At 72.8% G+C, this 17,932-nt stretch carries 17 protein-coding genes; 15 read left to right on the top strand and 2 right to left on the bottom strand.

The window, feature by feature from the left end; translation table 11 throughout:
• Positions 1–45 precede the first annotated feature (45 nt).
• The 7 genes from acs (at position 46) to JOF36_RS00425 (ending at position 7,149) form a co-directional block, all read left to right on the top strand.
• Complete coding sequence (acs, locus tag JOF36_RS00455) at positions 46–2,022, top strand: acetate--CoA ligase (protein ID WP_210024459.1); 1,977 nt, start codon at positions 46–48, stop codon at positions 2,020–2,022.
• A 46-nt stretch (positions 2,023–2,068) separates the two neighbouring features.
• Positions 2,069–2,506: an alternative ribosome rescue aminoacyl-tRNA hydrolase ArfB gene (arfB, locus tag JOF36_RS00450; RefSeq protein ID WP_210024458.1), complete on the top strand. Its 438-nt coding sequence runs from the start codon at positions 2,069–2,071 to the stop codon at positions 2,504–2,506.
• Positions 2,507–2,633: 127 nt separating this feature from the next.
• The gene (locus tag JOF36_RS00445) at positions 2,634–3,161 is read left to right on the top strand and encodes a phage holin family protein (RefSeq protein WP_210024457.1); all 528 of its coding nucleotides are present in this window, start codon (positions 2,634–2,636) and stop codon (positions 3,159–3,161) included.
• Between the two features lie 6 nt (positions 3,162–3,167).
• Complete coding sequence (locus JOF36_RS00440) at positions 3,168–4,115, top strand: alpha/beta fold hydrolase (protein WP_210024456.1); 948 nt, start codon at positions 3,168–3,170, stop codon at positions 4,113–4,115.
• 70 nt (positions 4,116–4,185) lie between these two features.
• On the top strand, positions 4,186–5,454 hold the full coding sequence (purD, locus tag JOF36_RS00435; protein ID WP_210024455.1) for a phosphoribosylamine--glycine ligase: 1,269 nt from the start codon (positions 4,186–4,188) through the stop codon (positions 5,452–5,454).
• Positions 5,455–5,687: 233 nt separating this feature from the next.
• A complete protein-coding gene (locus JOF36_RS00430; protein ID WP_210036436.1) occupies positions 5,688–5,897 on the top strand; it encodes a hypothetical protein in 210 nt (69 codons plus the stop codon).
• A gap of 133 nt (positions 5,898–6,030) precedes the next feature.
• A complete protein-coding gene (locus JOF36_RS00425) occupies positions 6,031–7,149 on the top strand; it encodes a pyridoxal phosphate-dependent aminotransferase (RefSeq protein ID WP_245351100.1) in 1,119 nt (372 codons plus the stop codon).
• Positions 7,150–7,174: 25 nt separating this feature from the next.
• Here the strand turns inward: JOF36_RS00425 and JOF36_RS00420 are convergent, their stop codons facing one another.
• Entirely contained in the window at positions 7,175–8,341 is a 1,167-nt protein-coding gene (locus JOF36_RS00420; RefSeq protein ID WP_307862148.1) for a threonine aldolase family protein, read from the bottom strand.
• Positions 8,342–8,483: 142 nt separating this feature from the next.
• Here JOF36_RS00420 and JOF36_RS00415 point away from each other — a divergent pair, with 142 nt between their 5' ends.
• The 3 genes from JOF36_RS00415 to JOF36_RS00405 are packed head-to-tail and all read left to right on the top strand — an operon-like array spanning position 8,484 to position 11,376.
• On the top strand, positions 8,484–9,056 hold the full coding sequence (locus tag JOF36_RS00415; RefSeq protein ID WP_210024452.1) for a TetR/AcrR family transcriptional regulator: 573 nt from the start codon (positions 8,484–8,486) through the stop codon (positions 9,054–9,056).
• Positions 9,057–9,109: 53 nt separating this feature from the next.
• On the top strand, positions 9,110–10,528 hold the full coding sequence (gene purB, locus JOF36_RS00410; protein WP_210024451.1) for an adenylosuccinate lyase: 1,419 nt from the start codon (positions 9,110–9,112) through the stop codon (positions 10,526–10,528).
• Positions 10,525–11,376: a phosphoribosylaminoimidazolesuccinocarboxamide synthase gene (locus JOF36_RS00405; protein WP_210024450.1), complete on the top strand. Its 852-nt coding sequence runs from the start codon at positions 10,525–10,527 to the stop codon at positions 11,374–11,376. The genes purB and JOF36_RS00405 overlap by 4 nt, the downstream gene beginning before the upstream one ends.
• On the opposite strand, the gene JOF36_RS00400 is transcribed toward JOF36_RS00405, so the two are convergent.
• A complete protein-coding gene (locus JOF36_RS00400; RefSeq protein WP_210024449.1) occupies positions 11,377–12,327 on the bottom strand; it encodes a sugar-binding transcriptional regulator in 951 nt (316 codons plus the stop codon). It lies immediately after the preceding gene.
• A gap of 154 nt (positions 12,328–12,481) precedes the next feature.
• On the opposite strand from JOF36_RS00400, the gene JOF36_RS00395 reads away from it, so the two are divergent.
• The 5 genes from JOF36_RS00395 to JOF36_RS00375 all read left to right on the top strand — a co-directional run bounded on the left by JOF36_RS00395 (position 12,482) and on the right by JOF36_RS00375 (position 17,914).
• Positions 12,482–13,579, top strand: coding sequence for an alcohol dehydrogenase catalytic domain-containing protein (locus tag JOF36_RS00395; RefSeq protein WP_307862147.1), 1,098 nt, complete (start codon positions 12,482–12,484; stop codon positions 13,577–13,579).
• Positions 13,580–13,589: 10 nt separating this feature from the next.
• Positions 13,590–14,906: an MFS transporter gene (locus tag JOF36_RS00390; RefSeq protein ID WP_210024447.1), complete on the top strand. Its 1,317-nt coding sequence runs from the start codon at positions 13,590–13,592 to the stop codon at positions 14,904–14,906.
• A gap of 67 nt (positions 14,907–14,973) precedes the next feature.
• Positions 14,974–16,698 (top strand): dihydroxyacetone kinase family protein, encoded by a 1,725-nt coding sequence (locus JOF36_RS00385; RefSeq protein ID WP_210024446.1) that lies wholly within the window; start codon positions 14,974–14,976, stop codon positions 16,696–16,698.
• Positions 16,695–17,201 (top strand): ribose-5-phosphate isomerase, encoded by a 507-nt coding sequence (locus JOF36_RS00380; RefSeq protein ID WP_210024445.1) that lies wholly within the window; start codon positions 16,695–16,697, stop codon positions 17,199–17,201. The genes JOF36_RS00385 and JOF36_RS00380 overlap by 4 nt, the downstream gene beginning before the upstream one ends.
• Positions 17,201–17,914 (top strand): GolD/DthD family dehydrogenase, encoded by a 714-nt coding sequence (locus JOF36_RS00375; protein ID WP_210024444.1) that lies wholly within the window; start codon positions 17,201–17,203, stop codon positions 17,912–17,914. The genes JOF36_RS00380 and JOF36_RS00375 overlap by 1 nt, the downstream gene beginning before the upstream one ends.
• The last annotated feature ends 18 nt before the right edge of the window (positions 17,915–17,932 follow it).

Raw genomic sequence — 17,932 nt, 5'->3', positions numbered from 1 at the left:
CATCGAAGGCCCGTTTCACCGCCGCGTCGAGGAGGACACGAGGACATGGCCGAGTCCGAGAAGAGCAGCGCACTGAGCGCATTGTCCACCGAGAGCCGGATTTTCCCGCCGCCCGAGGGTGTCGCGGCCCAGGCCAACGCCACCGAGGACTGGTACCGGCGCGCCGATGAGGACCGCGAGGGTTTCTGGTCCGAGCAGGCCGACCGCCTGCACTGGACGAAGAAGTGGGACACCGTCCTCGAGTGGGAGACCCCGTTCGCCAAGTGGTTCGTCGGCGGCGAGCTCAACGTCGCCTACAACTGCGCCGACCGCCACGTCGACGAGGGCAACGGCGACCGGGTCGCCATCCACTGGGAGGGCGAGCCCGGCGACGGCCGCACCATCACCTACGCCGACCTGCAGCGGGAGGTCTGCAGGACGGCGAACGCGCTGGCCGGGATGGGCGTCGGCAAGGGCGACCGGGTCGCGATCCAGCTCCCGATGATCCCCGAGGCCGTCTTCTCCATGCTGGCCTGTGCCCGGCTGGGCGCGCTGCACAGCGTGGTCTTCGGCGGCTTCTCCCCGGGGGCGTTGAAGGCCCGGATCGAGGACGCCGAGGCGAAGGTCCTGATCACCTCCGACGGCCAGTACCGGCGCGGCAAGCCGGCGCCGATGAAGGAGAACACCGACGAGGCCGTTCAGGGCACGACGATCGAGAAGGTCCTGGTCGTCAAGCGGACCGAGACCGACGTGCCGTGGACCGAGGGCCGCGACGTCTGGTGGCACGACGCCGTCGGCTCCGCCTCCGACCAGCACACCGCCGAGTCCTTCGACTCCGAGCACCCGCTGTTCATCCTCTACACCTCGGGCACCACGGGTAAGCCGAAGGGGATCCTGCACACCTCCGGCGGGTACCTGACCCAGGCGGCGTACACCCACCACGTGACCTTCGACCACAAGCCCGGCGAGAGCGTCTACTGGTGCACCGCCGACATCGGCTGGGTCACCGGGCACACCTACATCGTCTACGGCCCGCTGGCCAACGGCGCGACGCAGGTGATGTACGAGGGCACGCCGAACACCCCGCACGAGGGCAGGCACTGGGAGATCGTCGACAAGTACGGCGTCTCCATCTACTACACCGCCCCCACCCTGATCCGGACCTTCATGAAGTGGGGCGAGGACATCCCGGCGAAGTACGACCTGTCCTCGCTGCGGGTCCTGGGCACGGTCGGCGAGCCGATCAACCCGGAGGCCTGGATGTGGTTCCGGGAGAAGATCGGCCGGGACCGCTGCCCGATCGTCGACACCTGGTGGCAGACCGAGACCGGCGCGACCATGATCGCCCCGCTGCCGGGCGTGACGCACACGAAGCCCGGCTCGGCGATGCGCCCGATCCCGGGCATCAGCGCCGTCGTCGTCGACGACTCCGGTACCCGGGTCGGCAACGGCGAGGGCGGCTACCTGGTGATCGACAAGCCGTGGCCGGCGATGCTGCGCGGCATCTGGGGCGACACCGAGCGCTACAAGGAGACCTACTGGTCGCGCTTCGCCGAGCAGGGCTTCTACTTCGCCGGTGACGGTGCCAAGTACGACGACGACGGCGCCATCTGGCTGCTCGGCCGGGTCGACGACGTCATGAACGTCTCCGGGCACCGCATCTCCACCACCGAGGTCGAGTCCGCGCTGGTCAGCCACCCGACCGTGGCCGAGGCGGCCGTCGTCGGCGCGTCCGACGAGACGACCGGCCAGGGCATCGTGGCGTTCGTGATCCTGCGCGGCGACGCGGTGAGCGGCGAGGCGAAGGGCGAGGAGGCGATCAAGGCGCTGCGCGACCACGTCTCGAAGGAGATCGGCCCGATCGCCAAGCCGCGCCAGATCATGGTCGTCGAGGAGCTCCCGAAGACCCGGTCCGGCAAGATCATGCGACGCCTGCTGCGCGACGTCGCGGAGAACCGCGAGGTCGGTGACGTCTCGACGCTGGCGGACTCGTCGGTGATGGAGATGATCACCACCGGGATGCAGGACTCCAAGGAGGAGTGACCCGTCCCGAGGCCCGACGGGCCGCCGTCCGCACCACAATGGTGGCGTGGACGGCGGTGCGGACGGCGGGGTGCGGGTGCGGCGGGGGTTCGTCGTGCCCGAGCGGGAGCTGCGGTGGCGGTTCTCCCGTGCGTCCGGGCCGGGCGGGCAGGGTGTGAACACGACCGACTCCCGGGTCGAGCTGTCCTTCGACGTCGCGGGCTCGCCGAGCGTTCCCGCCGACCTGCGCGAGCGGGCCCTGGAGCGGTTGCGGAACCGGCTGGCCGACGGTGTCCTCACGATCACCGCCGCCGAGCACCGCAGCCAGCTGCGCAACCGGGAGGCGGCGCGGCAGCGGCTCGCGGCGGTCCTGGGGGAGGCGACCGCGGCCGGCCCGCGGACCCGTCGGCCCACCCGTCCGACCAAGGGGTCGAAGCGCAGGCGGCTCGACGCGAAGACCCGGCGCGGGGACATCAAGAAGCTGCGCGGGCGTCCGGACGAGTGAGGTCCGATCGTCCGGACGGGGACGGCGTGGCGCAGCCGAGCAGGCCTCGGGTCCCCGTGGCACGATGACGGCTCACCGAACGACGGCCGTCCGGGGGACAGGTACCGGGGACCGAGGCGCAGGAGGGATGACGGTGGCCAGCAACAGCCAGTCCGGCAACGCGGAGGTTCCGCCCGTCCTGCCCTCCATTCCGCTCACACCGGAGCCGGGGCCGCGCGACGCGTCCCTCGGGGCCCTCGCCAAGGACGTCACCACGCACCTGTCCACCCTGGTGCGTTCCGAGGTGGAGCTCGCCAAGGCCGAGGTCACGGCCGAGGTGAAGAAGGGCGTGCAGGGCAGCGTCTTCTTCGTGATCGCCGCGGTGATCGGGCTCTTCAGCCTGTTCTACCTCTTCTTCACCCTCGCCGAGTTCCTGTCGCTGTGGCTCAACCGCGCGGCCGGGTTCGGGATCACCTTCCTGGTGATGCTGCTGACGGCGGGGATCTTCGGCTTCCTCGGCTACCTGCGGGTCCGCAAGATCCGCAAGCCCGAGCGGACCATCGACTCGCTCAAGGACTCCGCCCAGGTGCTGGCCCAGCGCGGCAAGGGTGGTGACCGGGAGAACGTCCGTGAGCTGACCGACGCCTCCTCGGGGCGGCACGCTGCTGCGGGCTGACCTGCGGTGACCCTCCGGGGCGCCGTGCCGGACCCGTCGGTGGTCCGGGTGCCGGGCCCGTGGACGCACCGCGCGGTGTCGGCCAACGGCATCCGCATCCACCTCGCCGAGTACGGCCCGGCGGACGGGCCGCTCGTCGTCCTGCTGCACGGCTTCCCCGAGTTCTGGTGGACCTGGCGCCACCAGCTGCTCGCCCTCGGCGACGCCGGCTTCCGCGCCGTCGCCCCCGACCTGCGCGGCTACGGCGACACCGACAAGACCCCGCGCGGCTACGACCTGTGGACCCTGGCCGGTGACTGTGCCGGTCTGGTCCGGGCGCTGGGGGAGCGGCGGGCACACGTCGTCGGGCACGACTGGGGGGCCGCGATCGGGTGGAGCGTCGCCGCGCTGCACCCGCGGCTGGTGGCCTCGCTGACCGGGCTCGGCGCCCCGCACCCCACCACGATGCGCGACTCGCTGCTGCGCGACCCGCTCGGCCAGGGCCGGGCCAGCCGCTACATGGCCGGGTTCCAGCTCCCGCGGCTGCCGGAGCGGTCGCTGCGGGCCGACGGGGGCGCCCGCGTCGAGCGGATCATGCGGGCCTGGGCGGGCACGGACTGGGCGTCGACCGCGGACTTCGCCGGCACCGTCGCCCGGAACCGGGAGGCGATGAGGATCTCCACGGTCGCCCACTGCAGCCTGGAGTACTACCGGTGGTCGGTGCGTTCCCAGGCCCGCCCGGACGGCCACCGGTTCGCCCGGGCCGTCGCAGGCCCCGTCACCGTCCCGGTGCTGCAGGTGCACGGCGCCGACGACCCGTGCGTGCTCGACGCGACGATGCGTCGCACCGGCCGGTTCGCCGGGGCCGGGTTCACCCACCACGCGCTGCCGGCGACCGGGCACTTCCCGCACCAGGAACGTCCGGAGCAGGTCACGAGCCTGCTCCGCGCTCATCTGGACCACGCCGGGCACTGACCGGCACTGACCGGCACGGACGGGATGCCGGTTCTCCGCCCCCGGACGTGCGCAGATACGCTCGACGACCGTGCGAGTCCTGGTCGTGGGTAGCGGCGCGCGTGAGCACGCCATCGGGGTGTCCTTGGCGCAGGATCCGGAGGTGACGGCCCTGGCCTGCGCCCCCGGAAACGCGGGGACGGCGGCCGTCGCCGAACAGGTGGGGCTGGACGTGACCGACAACGACGCCGTCGTGTCGCTCGCGCAGTCCTGGCAGGCGGATCTGGTCGTCATCGGTCCGGAGGTGCCCCTGGTCAACGGTGCCGCGGACGCGGTGCGGGCAGCCGGCATCCCGTGCTTCGGGCCCAGCAGGGAGGCCGCCCGGATCGAGGGCTCCAAGGCCTTCGCGAAGTCGGTGATGAGTTCCGCGGGGGTCCCGACGGCCTCCTCGGTCGTGGTGGACAACCCGGCGCACCTCGACACCGCGCTGGGCGTGTTCACCCCGCCGTACGTCGTGAAGGACGACGGCCTGGCAGCCGGCAAGGGTGTCGTCGTCTCCACCGACGTCGAGGTCGCCCGGGCGCACGCCCTCGGCCTGCTCGACGCCGGCCACCCGGCGCTGCTGGAGTCGTTCCTGGACGGCCCCGAGGCGTCGCTGTTCTGTCTCGTCGACGGCAGCACGGTGGTCCCGCTGCTGCCGGCGCAGGACTTCAAGCGGGTCGGCGACGGCGACTCGGGCCCGAACACCGGCGGCATGGGGGCCTACTGCCCGCTGCCGTGGGCCGGCGAGGAGCTGGCCGACGACCTGGTCGATCGGATCGTCCGCCCGGTCGCGGTCGCGCTCGAGAACCGCGGCACCCCGTTCTCCGGGCTGCTCTACGCCGGGCTGGCCCTGACCTCGCAGGGCCCGGCGGTGATCGAGTTCAACTGCCGGTTCGGCGACCCGGAGACCCAGGCGGTGCTGGCGCTGCTGCGCACCTCGCTGGCCCGGCTGCTGCACGCGACGGCCACCGGCACGCTCGCCGAGCAGCCACCGCTGGAGTGGGCGGACGGCTCCGCGGTGACCGTCGTGGTCGCCGCCGAGGGCTACCCGAGCACCCCGCGGCTCGGTGACGTGATCACCGGTGCGGAGGGCGACGGCGTGCTGCACGCGGGCACTCGGCGCCGGGAGGACGGTGCGGTCGTCTCCTCCGGCGGGCGGGTGCTGTCGGTCGTCGGGACCGGCCCGGACCTGGCGGCGGCCCGGGCCGACGCGTACGCGCGGCTCGAGCCGGTGCACCTCGCCGGGGCGCACCACCGCACCGACATCGGTCTCCGTGCGGAACGCGGGGAGATCAGCATTCCGGTCGCCCAGGTCTGATGTTGCACCGGCGTTACGGCCGTATGGCGTAGTGACGCTCGTCTGATCGACCCTGTTGCCCGGCTGATCTGCAGGTTCTCGATGCAACGGGCCCCGGTGTCCGCGGCCGTGTGGAGAACTCGTGAAGACGCGGTGAAACCGGACGCCGACGATTGATCGGGACCGGCGCGGCGGTGAATCGTCCGTGGCACGGGAGCGCAACCGGCGCTCCCGGGACCACAGGAGGATCCATCATGGCCAACGCTCCCCGGCCGGCCCGTCGTCGTCGTGCCCTGACCCTCGTGGGCGCCGTCGTCGCCGCGCCGCTGGCCACCCTGGCGTTCAGCGGTTCGGCCCAGGCCGCCGAGATCACCCCGATCGCCGAGTACCTCGACGACACCGTGGCGACCACCAGCGCGCAGGTCGGCGCCGTCGTCGACGCGCTGGGGTTCGCGGCGCAGTGACACCCCGCGCGCCCGGCCGGGGGCGCCCGGCCGGGCGCGCGTACCCGGCCGCCTACGCTCATCGACCGTGACCGGATCGCCCGCAGCCCAGCTCACCGTCGCGGCTCGCGCCGCCGTCGCCCCGTTCCACGTCATGGACGTGTGGGCCGCCGCCGCCGAGCGGGCCCGGACCCACGGCGACCTGCTCAACCTCTCCGCCGGGCAGCCGTCCACCCCGGCTCCCGAACCGGTCCGTGCCGCCGCCGCGGAGGCGCTGAACTCCGAGGTCCTCGGCTACACGGTCGCACCGGGCATCCCGGAGCTGCGCGAGGCCGTTGCCGGGCACTACCGCCGCACCCGCGACCTGGACGTCGATCCCGGTGACGTGGTGCTGACCACCGGTTCCTCCGGAGGGTTCCTGCTGGCGTTCCTGGCCGCCTTCGATGCGGGCGACCGCGTCGCGATGGCCCGCCCCGGCTACCCGTGCTACCGCAACATCCTCGCCGCGCTGGGCTGCGAGGTCGTCGAGCTGCCCTGCGGGCCGGCGACGCGGTTCCAGCCGACCGTGCAGATGCTCGAGGAGCTCGACGAGCCGGTGAAGGGCCTGATCCTGGCCAGCCCGGCGAACCCCACCGGCACGGTGATCGAGCCGGATGAGCTGGCGGCGCTGGCGTCGTACTGCGAGGAGCGCGGGATCCAGCTGGTCAGCGACGAGATCTACCACGGCATCACGTTCCCGGGCAGCCCGGCGACCACGTGTGCGTGGGAGTCCTCCCGCGAGGCGGTGCTGGTGAACTCGTTCTCCAAGTACTTCTCGATGACCGGCTGGCGACTGGGCTGGCTGGTGTGTCCGCCGCGGCTGCGGCGCACCGTCGAGGGACTGGCCGGGAACTTCACCGTCTGCCCGCCCGCGCTGCCCCAGCACGCCGCGCTGGCCGCGTTCGACGAGGCGAGCTACGCCGAGGCGGACGCGCACGTCGTGCGCTACGGCCACAACCGCGACCTGCTGCTCGCCGGGCTGCCGGAGATCGGCATCGACCGGCTGGCCCCCGCCGACGGTGCGTTCTACGTCTACGCCGACGTCGCGCACCTGCTCCGCGGCGGCGAGGACTCGATGGCGCTGACCTACCGGCTGCTCGCCGAGACCGGGGTCGCCGTCGCGCCGGGCGCCGACTTCGACCCGGTGGACGGTGGGGGATACGTGCGCTTCTCCTGCGCCGGTACGTCCGAGGGCATCGAGGAGGCGCTGGCCCGCCTGCGGGCCTGGGTCTGAGCGCGCCGCGCCCCGGCGAACCCGCTCAGCGCAGCGCGCTGCGCTCGGACGGTCCCGGAATGTCGCGGCGGGAGAACTGGGCGGGCGGAGCGCCCGGCGACCCGGTGCTGGCCGGGCCGACCTCACCGATCCGGCCCAGGGCCGCCGAGATGTGCTTCTCCGTGACGTCCCGGTGGGTCATCAGCCGGAGCTTCCCGCCGATCGCGCCGGCCAGCACGCCGGTCTCGGCGAACGCGGAGATCGTCCCGCGCAGGTCGGCCACGTCGACCAGCACGATGTTCGTCTGCGGCTCCCGGACCCGCCAGCCGCGCTCGCGCAGCCCGGTGGCGAGCGTCGTGGCGAGTGCGTGGTCCTCGGCGAGCCGCTCGACGCCCTCGAGCGCGACCAGGCCGGTCGCGGCCAGCACCCCGCCCTGCCGGACGCCGCCGCCCAGCATCTTGCGCAGCCGTCGCGCGTGCTCCACGAACTCGACCGATCCGGCGACGACCGACCCGACCGGCGCGCCGAGCCCCTTGCTCAGGCAGACCGACACGGTGTCCGCGCCGACCGTCAGCGCCCCGGGCGGCACCCCGAGCGCGACGGCGGCGTTCCACAACCGGGCGCCGTCGAGGTGCACCGCGAGCCGGGCGGCCCGCGCCGCCGCGGCGACCGAGGCGTGCTCCTCGGGTGCGGTGACCGTCCCGCCCGCGGAGTTGTGCGTGTTCTCCAGGCAGAGCAGCGCCGTGCGCAGCGAGGCGTAGGTGGCGTCGGCGGCGTCGGCGGCCGCGCGGCGCACGGCGTGCGGGGTGACCTTGCCGGGCCCGCCGTCGTGCGGGAGCGGGCGCGGCATCCCACCGGCCAGCCAGGCCGCCGTGCCCAGCTCGAAGTCGAGGACGTGCGCGCCCTGCGGGGCGAGGAACGACTCGCCGCGACCGAGGTGGCTCATCAGGGCGATCAGGTTCGCCATCGAGCCGGTCGGCGTCCACAGCGCGTCGGCGGCACCGAGCAGGCCCGCGACGCGCTCCTCCAGCTCCCGCATGGTGGGGTCGCGGTCGAGGACGTCGTCGGCGACCTCGGCCTCGGCCATCGCCCTGCGCATCGCCGCGGACGGCGCCGTCACGGTGTCCGAGCGGAGATCGATCGGCTCGTCGTCGGGGACGGCGGCACGCAGCGAGCTGCGCGACGGTCGGCGGCTGCGAGGTGACGGACGCACGCCACCAGTGTCGTTCATCGGCTCCCCGACCGACACGGGAGGGTCACGAAAGGGTCACGGGACGGGGCATACCTGCACGTCGTCCCGGGACGATGCCGCTATCTCGTTCGGAGGACGCCCACCTCGCGGGCAGGATGGCCGGATGGCCGCGCCGAAACAGACCGAGAAGGGCGAGCGACGGCGGGCGCTGCTCGTCGCGGCCGCCGCCGGGCTGCTCGCCGAAGGCGGGTTCGACGCGATCCGGCACCGGGCCGTCGCCGAGCGGGCCGGGGTGCCACTGGCCGCGACCACCTACTACTTCTCCTCGCTGGACGAGCTCGTCGGTGCGGGTCTGGACAAGCTGGCCCGGGAGGAGATGGCCGACACCCGTGCCTGTCTCGACATGCGGGACGACCCGAACGAGATCGTCCTCGATCTCCTCCTCGGGCCCCGCTCGCGGACCGAGGGGCTCGACGCGGTGCTCCGGCGCTTCGAGCGGCTGATCGGGTCGGGCCGGCGCCCGTTCCTGGCCGGGCTGCTCCGGGACCAGCGGGTCGAGTTCGACGCCCTGCTCGACGAGGCGCTCACCCGGGCCGCCGGACGGCGCCCCGCGCCGGGAGAGGTGCGGCGGGTGACGGCCCTGGTCGACGGGCTCGTGCTCACCGCGTTGATCGAGGCCGAGCCGGACCCCCGCTCGATCGCGCGGGAGGCGCTCCGGGGGGCGATCGGTGTGTGAGCCGGGGCTCCCACCGGCCCGATGCCCCTGAGCAGCGATTATCATCGCGCCACGTGATTCCCAACGTGCTGGCCGCGCGCTACGCGAGTCCCGAGCTGGTCCGCCTCTGGTCCCCGGAGTACAAGATCCAGCTGGAGCGACGGCTGTGGATCGCGGTGCTGCGCGCCCAGCGCGACCTCGGCATCGAGGTGCCGGAGCAGGCCGTCGCCGACTACGAGGCCGTCGTGGAGCAGGTCGACCTCGGCTCGATCGCCGCCCGCGAGCGGGTCACCCGGCACGACGTGAAGGCCCGCATCGAGGAGTTCAACGCCCTCGCCGGCCACGAGCACGTGCACAAGGGCATGACCAGCCGCGACCTCACCGAGAACGTCGAGCAGCTGCAGATCCGGCTCTCGCTGGAGCTGGTCGCCGACCGGACGGTCGCGGTACTGGCCCGGCTCGGTCGCCGCGCCGGGGAGTACGCAGAGCTGGTCATGGCCGGCCGCAGCCACAACGTCGCCGCCCAGACCACCACCCTGGGCAAGCGGTTCGCCACCGCCGCCGACGAGCTGCTCGTCGCGCACGCCCGGCTGACCGACCTGCGTTCGCGCTACCCGCTGCGCGGGATCAAGGGCCCGATGGGCACGTCGCAGGACATGCTGGACCTCCTCGACGGCGACGAGGCGAAGCTGGACGACCTCGAGCAGCGGGTCGCGGCGCACCTCGGGTTCGCCGAGGGCTTCACCAGCGTCGGTCAGGTCTACCCGCGCTCGCTGGACCACGACGTCGTCACCGCGCTGGTGCAGCTGGCCGCGGCGCCGTCGTCGCTGGCCACGACGATCCGCCTGATGGCAGGCGCCGAGCTCGCGACCGAGGGCTTCGCCCCCGGCCAGGTCGGGTCGAGCGCGATGCCGCACAAGATGAACGCGCGTTCCGCGGAACGCATCAACGGGCTGATGACGATCCTGCGCGGGCTCTCGGTGATGACCGCCGACCTCGCCGGGTCGCAGTGGAACGAGGGCGACGTCAGCTGCTCGGTGGTGCGCCGGGTCGCGCTGCCCGACGCGTTCTTCGCCCTGGACGGCCTCTACGAGACCACGCTGACGGTCCTCGACGAGTTCGGCGCCTACCCCGCGGTGATCGCCCGCGAGCTGGACCGCTACCTGCCGTTCCTCGCGACGACCGCGGTGCTGATGGCGGCCGTGCGGGCCGGGGTGGGCCGGGAGACCGCGCACGAGGTGATCAAGGAGCACGCGGTCGGCGTCGCGCTGGCGATGCGGGAGCAGGGCCAGTCCGACAACGACCTGCTGCAGCGCCTGGCCGGCGACGACCGGCTCGGGCTCCCCGCCGGCACGCTCGACCGGCTGCTCGACGACCCGCTGCGGTTCACCGGGGGTGCGTCCGCGCAGGTCGCGGCGGTGAACGAGAAGATCGCCGCGATCACCGCGAAGCACCCCGAAGCCGCTGAGTACACCCCCGGAGGGATCCTGTGAAGCTCGTCCACTCCGGCAAGGTCCGCGAGCTCTACCTCGACGAGTCGGTCGATCCGGCCGAGCTGCTGCTGGTCGCGTCCGACCGGCTGTCGATCTACGACGTCGTGCTGCCGACACCGGTCCCCGACAAGGGCGCGATCCTCACCGCGTTGTCGCTGTACTGGTTCGACCGGACCTCGGACCTCGTGGGAAACCATGTGCTCGGCACGCACGACCTCCCGGACGAGTTCGCCGGGCGGGCCGTGCGCTGCCGCCCGCTGGAGATGCTGCCGGTGGAGTGCATCGCCCGCGGCTACCTCACCGGCCTGGGCCTGAAGGAGTACCAGAAGGACGGCACCGTCTCCGGCGTGCGGCTCCCGGACGGTCTGGTCGAGGGCTCGAAGCTGCCCGAGCCGATCTTCACCCCGACCACGAAGGCGCCGGTCGGGGAGCACGACGAGTTCATGACCTTCGACGACGTCGTGGACCTGCTCGGGGCACACACCGCCGAGCGGCTGCGCCACCTGACGCTCGAGGTCTACCGGCGCGGTGCCGAGTCGGCCGCGGGGGGCGGGATCCTCGTCGCCGACACGAAGCTGGAGTTCGGGCGGGACCCGGCCGGGGAGATCGTCCTGGGCGACGAGGTGCTCACGCCGGACTCCTCGCGGTTCTGGCCCGCGGACTCCTACGAGCCCGGGCGCGTGCAGTTCAGCTTCGACAAGCAGTACGTGCGCGACTGGTCGTCGAACCTGGACTGGGACCGCACCGCGCCGGGGCCCGAGGTCCCCGACGAGGTCGTGGCGGTCGTGCAGGAGCGCTACGCCGAGGTGTACCGGCGGATCACCGGGCGGACCTGGGAGACCCCGTGATCACCGCCCCCCGACGGCGTCCAGCATCGCCTGGGCGGTGGGCACGTCGGTGACCAGCCGGTTGAACAGCCCCGCCTGCGCGCCGCCGACGATGCTCGGGACCTTCTCCGTGCCCACGGCGACCGCGATCGTGCGCGGCACCTTCCGCAGTTGTTCCGGCGAGATCCGCACCATCCGGTCGCTGCCCGGGAAGGCGATCTCCCCGCCGTCGGCCCGGTAGAAGTTCAGGCAGACGTCACCGGCGCCGGCGCGCAGGCCCTCGTCGTCCAGCGGCACCGAGGTGGAGATCGAGTCGCGGCCGGCGGGCGGCGCCCCGACACCGAGCAGCGCTGCGGACGCGCGGGTCCAGAACCCGGTGACCCGCTGGAACTCGGGGTCCTCGGCGAGGGTGGCGCTCATCGCCGGTGACGGCATGGCCTGGGTGAACAGGAAATGCGGGCGCCCCTGCATCCGCTCGGCCACGGCCCGGGTGATCTCGTTGGTCTGGTGCCAGGCCTCCGGCTCGGCCACCCCGCCGACGGTGGGGACGATCTCGAGGCCGGGTACCGCGGGCAGCGCCTCGTGGCTCAGCTCCCACACCGTGCGGCCCGACGAGACCAGCAGGACGTCCCCGGCGCCGAGGCCGGCCTCCCGCAGCGCCTCGCCCACCGGCTCGGCGAGTGCCGGACCCAGGTCGGTGGCGGCGAACGGCGCCAGCCACACCTTGTCGATCCCGAGCCGTTCGGCCAGCCGGGCGGCCTCGTCGCCCTCGGCACCGAGGGTGTCCGGGTCGTGCACGGAGATCCGCACGATCCCGATCCGCCGCGCCTCGGCCAGCAGCCGGGAGACGGTCGGACGGGAGACCATCAGTCGCTCCGCGATCGCGGCCTGGTTCAGCTCGTCCAGGTAGTAGAGCCGTGCGGCCCGGTGCATCAGCCCCAGGTCACGGCGGGTGAACTCGCGCGGCGCCATCGCCGGCCTCCTTCCGTCCGGAGGATCGTCTCGCACCACTGTAATGCACGTTTGTTCACGTTGGAACAGATGTGTTGACGAATGTTCACGAGAGAACGCATGCTCAGAACAGTCGCTCATGCAGAAGCCCGCATGGCACCAACGGAGGTTCGCCGTGGCAGTCGCCGAAGAGATTCCCGCCCGGATGCAGGCCGTCGTCGTACACGGCCCGGAGGACTACCGGCTCGAGGAGGTGGACGTCCCCAAACCGGGTGCCGGCGAGCTGCTCATGCAGGTCGAGGCCGTGGGAGTGTGCGCAAGCGACCTGAAGTGCTACCACGGCGCCGCCAAGTTCTGGGGCGACGAGAACCGCCCCGCCTGGGCCCAGACCGGCGTCAGCCCCGGCCACGAGTTCGTCGGCCGCGTCGTCTCCGGTGACGACGAGGGCCTCGCCCGGCACGGCGTGCAGATCGGCGACCGGATCGCCTGCGAGCAGATCGTGCCGTGCGAACAGTGCCGCTACTGCCTGCGCGGCCAGTACTGGATGTGCGGGCCGCACGACATGTTCGGCTTCCGCAACTTCGACGGCGCGATGGCCCAGTACACGCTGATCCCGACCCGCGCCCGGGTGCACAAGGTCTCGAAGGACCTGGAGCCGGCGCACGCCGCGTTCGCCGAGCCGCTGTCCTGCGCGCTGCACGCCGTCGAGCGCGCCACCATCTCCTTCGACGACGTCGTGGTCGTGGCCGGCTGCGGCCCGATCGGGCTGGGCCTGATCGCCGGCGCCCGGGCGAAGAACCCGCGCCTGCTGATCGCGCTGGACCTCGACGACGACAAGCTCGAGCTGGGCCGCCGCACCGGCGCCGACCTCACGATCAACATCGCGAAGGAGGACGCCGTCGCCAAGGTCAAGGAGCTGACCGAGGGCTACGGCGCGGACGTCTACCTGGAGGGCTCGGGCGCCGTCCCGGCCGTCGCGCAGGGCCTGAACCTGCTGCGCAAGCTGGGCACCTTCGTCGAGTACTCGGTGTTCGGCTCGGACGTCACCGTCGACTGGTCGATCATCTCCGACGACAAGGAGCTCGACGTCCGCGGTGCCCACCTCGGCCCGCACTGCTGGCCCGCCGCGATCAAGATGCTGGAGGACGGCAAGCTCCCGATCTCCGACATCTGCACCCACCAGGTGCCCCTCGCGGAGTTCCAGAAGGCCCTCGACCTGGTCGGCGACACCTCCGGTGCGTCGGTGAAGGTCTCGATCCTGCCGAACGCCTGAGGGAGTACCGATGAGCAGCGCTGCCATCAACGACCCGCGGAACGAGACCTTCCTCGACCGCATCGGCATCCCGCACTCGTTGCGCTGGGGTTTCCTCGGCGTGCTGGTCTTCATGACCGGAAACGGGACCGAGTCCAACTTCATCTCGCCGCACATCGAGTCCGTCCTCGGCTCGCCCGAGGCCACCGTCGCGACGATCATCACCGGCTACAGCCTCGCCGTGCTGATCGCCAGCTATCTCTCCGGCGCGCTGGCCGACCTGTGGGGCCCACGCCGGGTGATGACCCTCGGCGTGACCGTGTGGGTCGTCTTCGAGATCCTCTTCCTGCTGAGCCTGCAGCTCGAGAGCATGCCGCTGGTCGCGCTCACCTACTTCCTGCGCGGCTTCGGCTACCCGCTCTTCGCGTTCGCGTTCCTGGTGTGGATCAACGTGGTCACGCCGTACTCGCGCAACGGCGTCGCCGTGGGCTGGTTCTACGTCATGTTCACCGGCGGCCTGCCCACCCTGGGCTCGCTGTTCGCGATCGGCATGATCCCGGCGTTCGGCGGGGCCACCGGCGGCGAGACCGCCGCGATGGTCGGGTCGACCGCGCTGGTCGTGGCCGGCTACCTCATCACCCGCTTCGCGGTGAAGGAGGAGCACGGCGACAAGCGGCTGGCACCGGCCGGTGAGACGAACGCCCAGGTGATCACGGCGGGCCTGCGGCTGACGGCCAAGAACCCGAAGATCCTGATGGGCTTCCTGGTCCGGCTGATCAACACCGCCCCGCAGTACGGCATGTTCATCATCCTGCCGACGGTGATCGCGGTGGACCTCGGCTGGGGCCAGAGCCGCTGGCTGACCATGACCGTGTTCGTCTACGCGACGAACATCCTGGTGAACGCGGTGTTCGGCTGGATCGGCGACAAGTGGGGCTGGCGCCGGACCGTCCAGTGGTTCGGCGTGTTCGGCTCCGCAGTGGGCCTGCTGCTCTGGTGGTACGTGCCGCAGGCCGTCCCGGCCGGCTCCACCTGGGGCTTCTGGGTCTCGGTCGCCGCGGGCTGCGTCTTCGGCTGCCTGCTCGCCGGGTTCGTCCCGATGGGCGCGATCATGCCCGCGCTGGCACCCGACCACAAGGGAGCCGCGATGGCCATGTACACCACCGCGGCCGGCGGTTCGGCGTTCCTGGGCTCCGGCGTCGTCGCCCTGATGCTGGCCCTGGGAACCGGCAACGTCGGCGTGGTCTGGGCGTTCGTCGCCCTCTACGCCGCGGCCTTCGTGATGGTGTCGTTCCTCGACGTCCCCCAGGACGCGAAGGAACTCCGCGAGACATCGGTGGCCCACTAGCGCTCCGGCGACAAAGGAGCCGGGCGGCCGCGATCCGGTCCGCCCGGACCCGTCCCGAGGAGGGGACATGACCAGGATCTTCGACGACCCGGCCGAGTTCGCCGACGACCAGCTCGCCGGCTTCCTCGACCTCTACGCCGACCGTGTCCGAGGGGTGCACGGCGGCGTGGTCACCCACCGCGGCGAACAGCCGCAGGTCGCCGTGGTGATCGGCGGCGGGTCCGGGCACTACCCCGCGTTCTGCGGGACGGTCGGGCCCGGCCTGGCCACCGGCGCGGTGGTCGGGAACATCTTCACCTCGCCCTCGGCGGCCCAGGCCTACTCCGTGGGCAAGGCCGCCGACCAGGGCCGGGGTGTGATCTTCAGCTTCGGCAACTACGCCGGTGACAACATCAACTTCGGGATCGCGGCCGAGCGGCTGCGGGCCGAGGGGATCGATGCGCGGCTCGTCGTCGTCACCGACGACATCGCCTCCGCCGACGCGGAGGACGAGCGGCGCGGCATCGCGGGCGACTTCACCGTCTTCAAGGTGATGGGCGCCGCGGCCGCGCGGGGCCTGGGAATCGACGAGGTCGAGCGCCTCGGCCGGGCCGCGAACGGTGCCACCCGGACCCTCGGCGTCGCGTTCTCCGGCTGCACGATGCCGGGCGAGGACGACCCGCTGTTCAGCGTCCCGGAGGGCCACCTCGGTCTCGGTCTGGGCATCCACGGCGAGCCCGGCATCCGGGACGTGCCCATGCTGCCGGCCCGCGAGCTCGCGGAGCTGCTGGTCGACGAGGTGCGCAAGAGCGCGCCGGCGGGAGCGGGCACGCGGGTCGGCACGATCCTCAACGGCCTGGGCACGACCAAGTACGAGGAGCTGTTCCTGCTGTGGGGCCACATGGCGCCGCGGCTGCGTGAGGCCGGGCTCGAGATCGTCGACCCGGAGGTCGGCGAGCTCGTGACCAGCCTCGACATGGGCGGCTGCTCGCTGACCCTGATGTGGCTGGACGACGAGCTGGACCCGCTGTGGCGGGCCGACGCCTACACCCCCGCCTACCGCAAGGCCGCCGCCCCGCTGGCCGCGCTGCGCGGGCCGACCGACGACGAGCTGGCCGAGGCCGACGCCGTCGTCACCGCCCCGGAGGCGAGCGAGGGCGGCCGGCGGCTGGCCGGCACCGTCCGGGCGGTGCTCGCCGCGGTCGAGACCACGATCCGCGAGCACGAGCACGAGCTGGGCCGCATCGACGCCGTCGCGGGCGACGGCGACCACGGCCGCGGCATGCTCAAGGGCATCACCGCGGCCACCGCCCGGGTCGCCGTGGTGAGCGACGGCGGGGCCGAACCGGGCGGCGGCTGGCTGCTCCAGCAGGCCGGTCAGGCCTGGGCCGAACGGGCCGGCGGCACCTCCGGGGTGCTGTGGGGCGCCGCGCTGGAGGCGTTCGGCCGGCACCTCGGTGACACCGCGGAGTCCTTCACCGCCTCGGACGTCGCCGCCGGGGTCCGCGAGTTCGCGACGACCATCGAGGCACTGGGCGGTGCCCGGCTCGGGGACAAGACCCTGCTGGACAGCCTGCTGCCGTTCGCCGACGAGCTGGAGCGCCGGGTCGCCGGTGGCGAGCAGCTGGCCCCGGCGTGGTCCGCCGCCGCACACATCGCGACGGCGACGGCACAACGGACCGCCGAGCTGCGGCCCCGGATCGGGCGCGCGCGGCCGCTGGCGGACAAGAGCGTGGGGACCCCCGACGCGGGGGCGATCTCGATGGGACTGGTGGTCACCGCCGTCGGTCCCGTTCTGGAGGAGTGCACGTGAACGAGAAGCTGCGCATCGTGGTCGGCGCCGACGACGCCGGGTTCGACTACAAGGAGCGACTCAAGGCCGACCTGCAGGCCGACGGCCGGGTCGCCGAGGTGATCGACGTCGGCGTCGGGCCGGACGGGAACACCGCCTACCCGCACATCGGCGTCGCCGCCGCCCGCAAGGTCGCCGACGGCGAGGCGGACCGGGCCCTGCTGGTCTGCGGCACCGGGCTCGGCGTCGCCATCTCGGCGAACAAGGTGCCGGGCATCCGTGCCGTCACCGCGCACGACCCCTTCTCGGTGGAGCGGGCGATCAAGTCCAACGACGCCCAGGTGCTCTGCTTCGGGCAGCGGGTCGTCGGGATCGAGCTGGCGCGCATGCTGGCGTCGGACTGGCTGGACCACCGCTTCGACCCGAACAGCGCCTCCGCGGCGAAGGTCGCGGCGCTGAACGACTACGACAGCCGGGACGGCGAGCCGCTCGCCGAGGCGCAGAAGGTCGGGACGGACTGCTGATGTTCGATCTCACCGACCGGGTCGCACTGGTCACCGGCGCGGCCTCGGGCATCGGGGCCGAGGTGGCGGTCGCGCTTACCGGACAGGGCGCCCGCGTCGCGGGCGCGGATCTGACCGACGTCACCGGCTGCGCCTCGGCGCACCGGGTGGACGTCGCCGACCCCGACGCGGTCGACGCCTGCGTGCGCGAGGTCGTCGACCGGCACGGGCGGCTCGACATCCTGGTCAACTCGGCCGGGATCGCGCTGCTCGACCCGGCCCTGGAGCTGGGGATCGAGGCCTGGCGCCGCACCCTGGACGTCAACCTCACCGGGTCCTGGCTGATGGCGCAGGCAGCGGGCCGGGTGATGGTCGAGCAGGGGTACGGGCGGATCGTGAACCTGGCCTCGCAGGCGGCGAGCAGCGGCCTGGAGAAGCACGCGGCGTACTGCGCGTCGAAGGCCGGGATCAACGGGCTCACCCGCACCCTGGCCGTCGAGTGGGGCCCGCACGGGGTGACGGTCAACGCGGTCTCGCCGACGGTCGTCCTCACCGAGCTGGGCCGCAGGGCCTGGGACAACCCGGCGGGCGAGGCGCACCGCGGGGAGATCCCGGCCCGGCGGTTCGCCGAACCGTCGGAGATCGCCGCGGCCGTGGTCTACCTGGCCTCCGCCGAGGCCGCGATGGTCAACGGCGCCGAGCTGAAGGTCGACGGGGGCTTCACCGCTCGCTGATCGCCGCCGGACCTCTCG

It is taken from the genome of Pseudonocardia parietis, from assembly GCF_017876315.1.
GTDB classification, from domain to species: Bacteria; Actinomycetota; Actinomycetes; order Mycobacteriales; family Pseudonocardiaceae; genus Pseudonocardia; species Pseudonocardia parietis.
The sequence above is the reverse complement of the archived record's forward strand: the minus strand, read 5'-3'. Positions and strand labels throughout refer to the sequence as shown.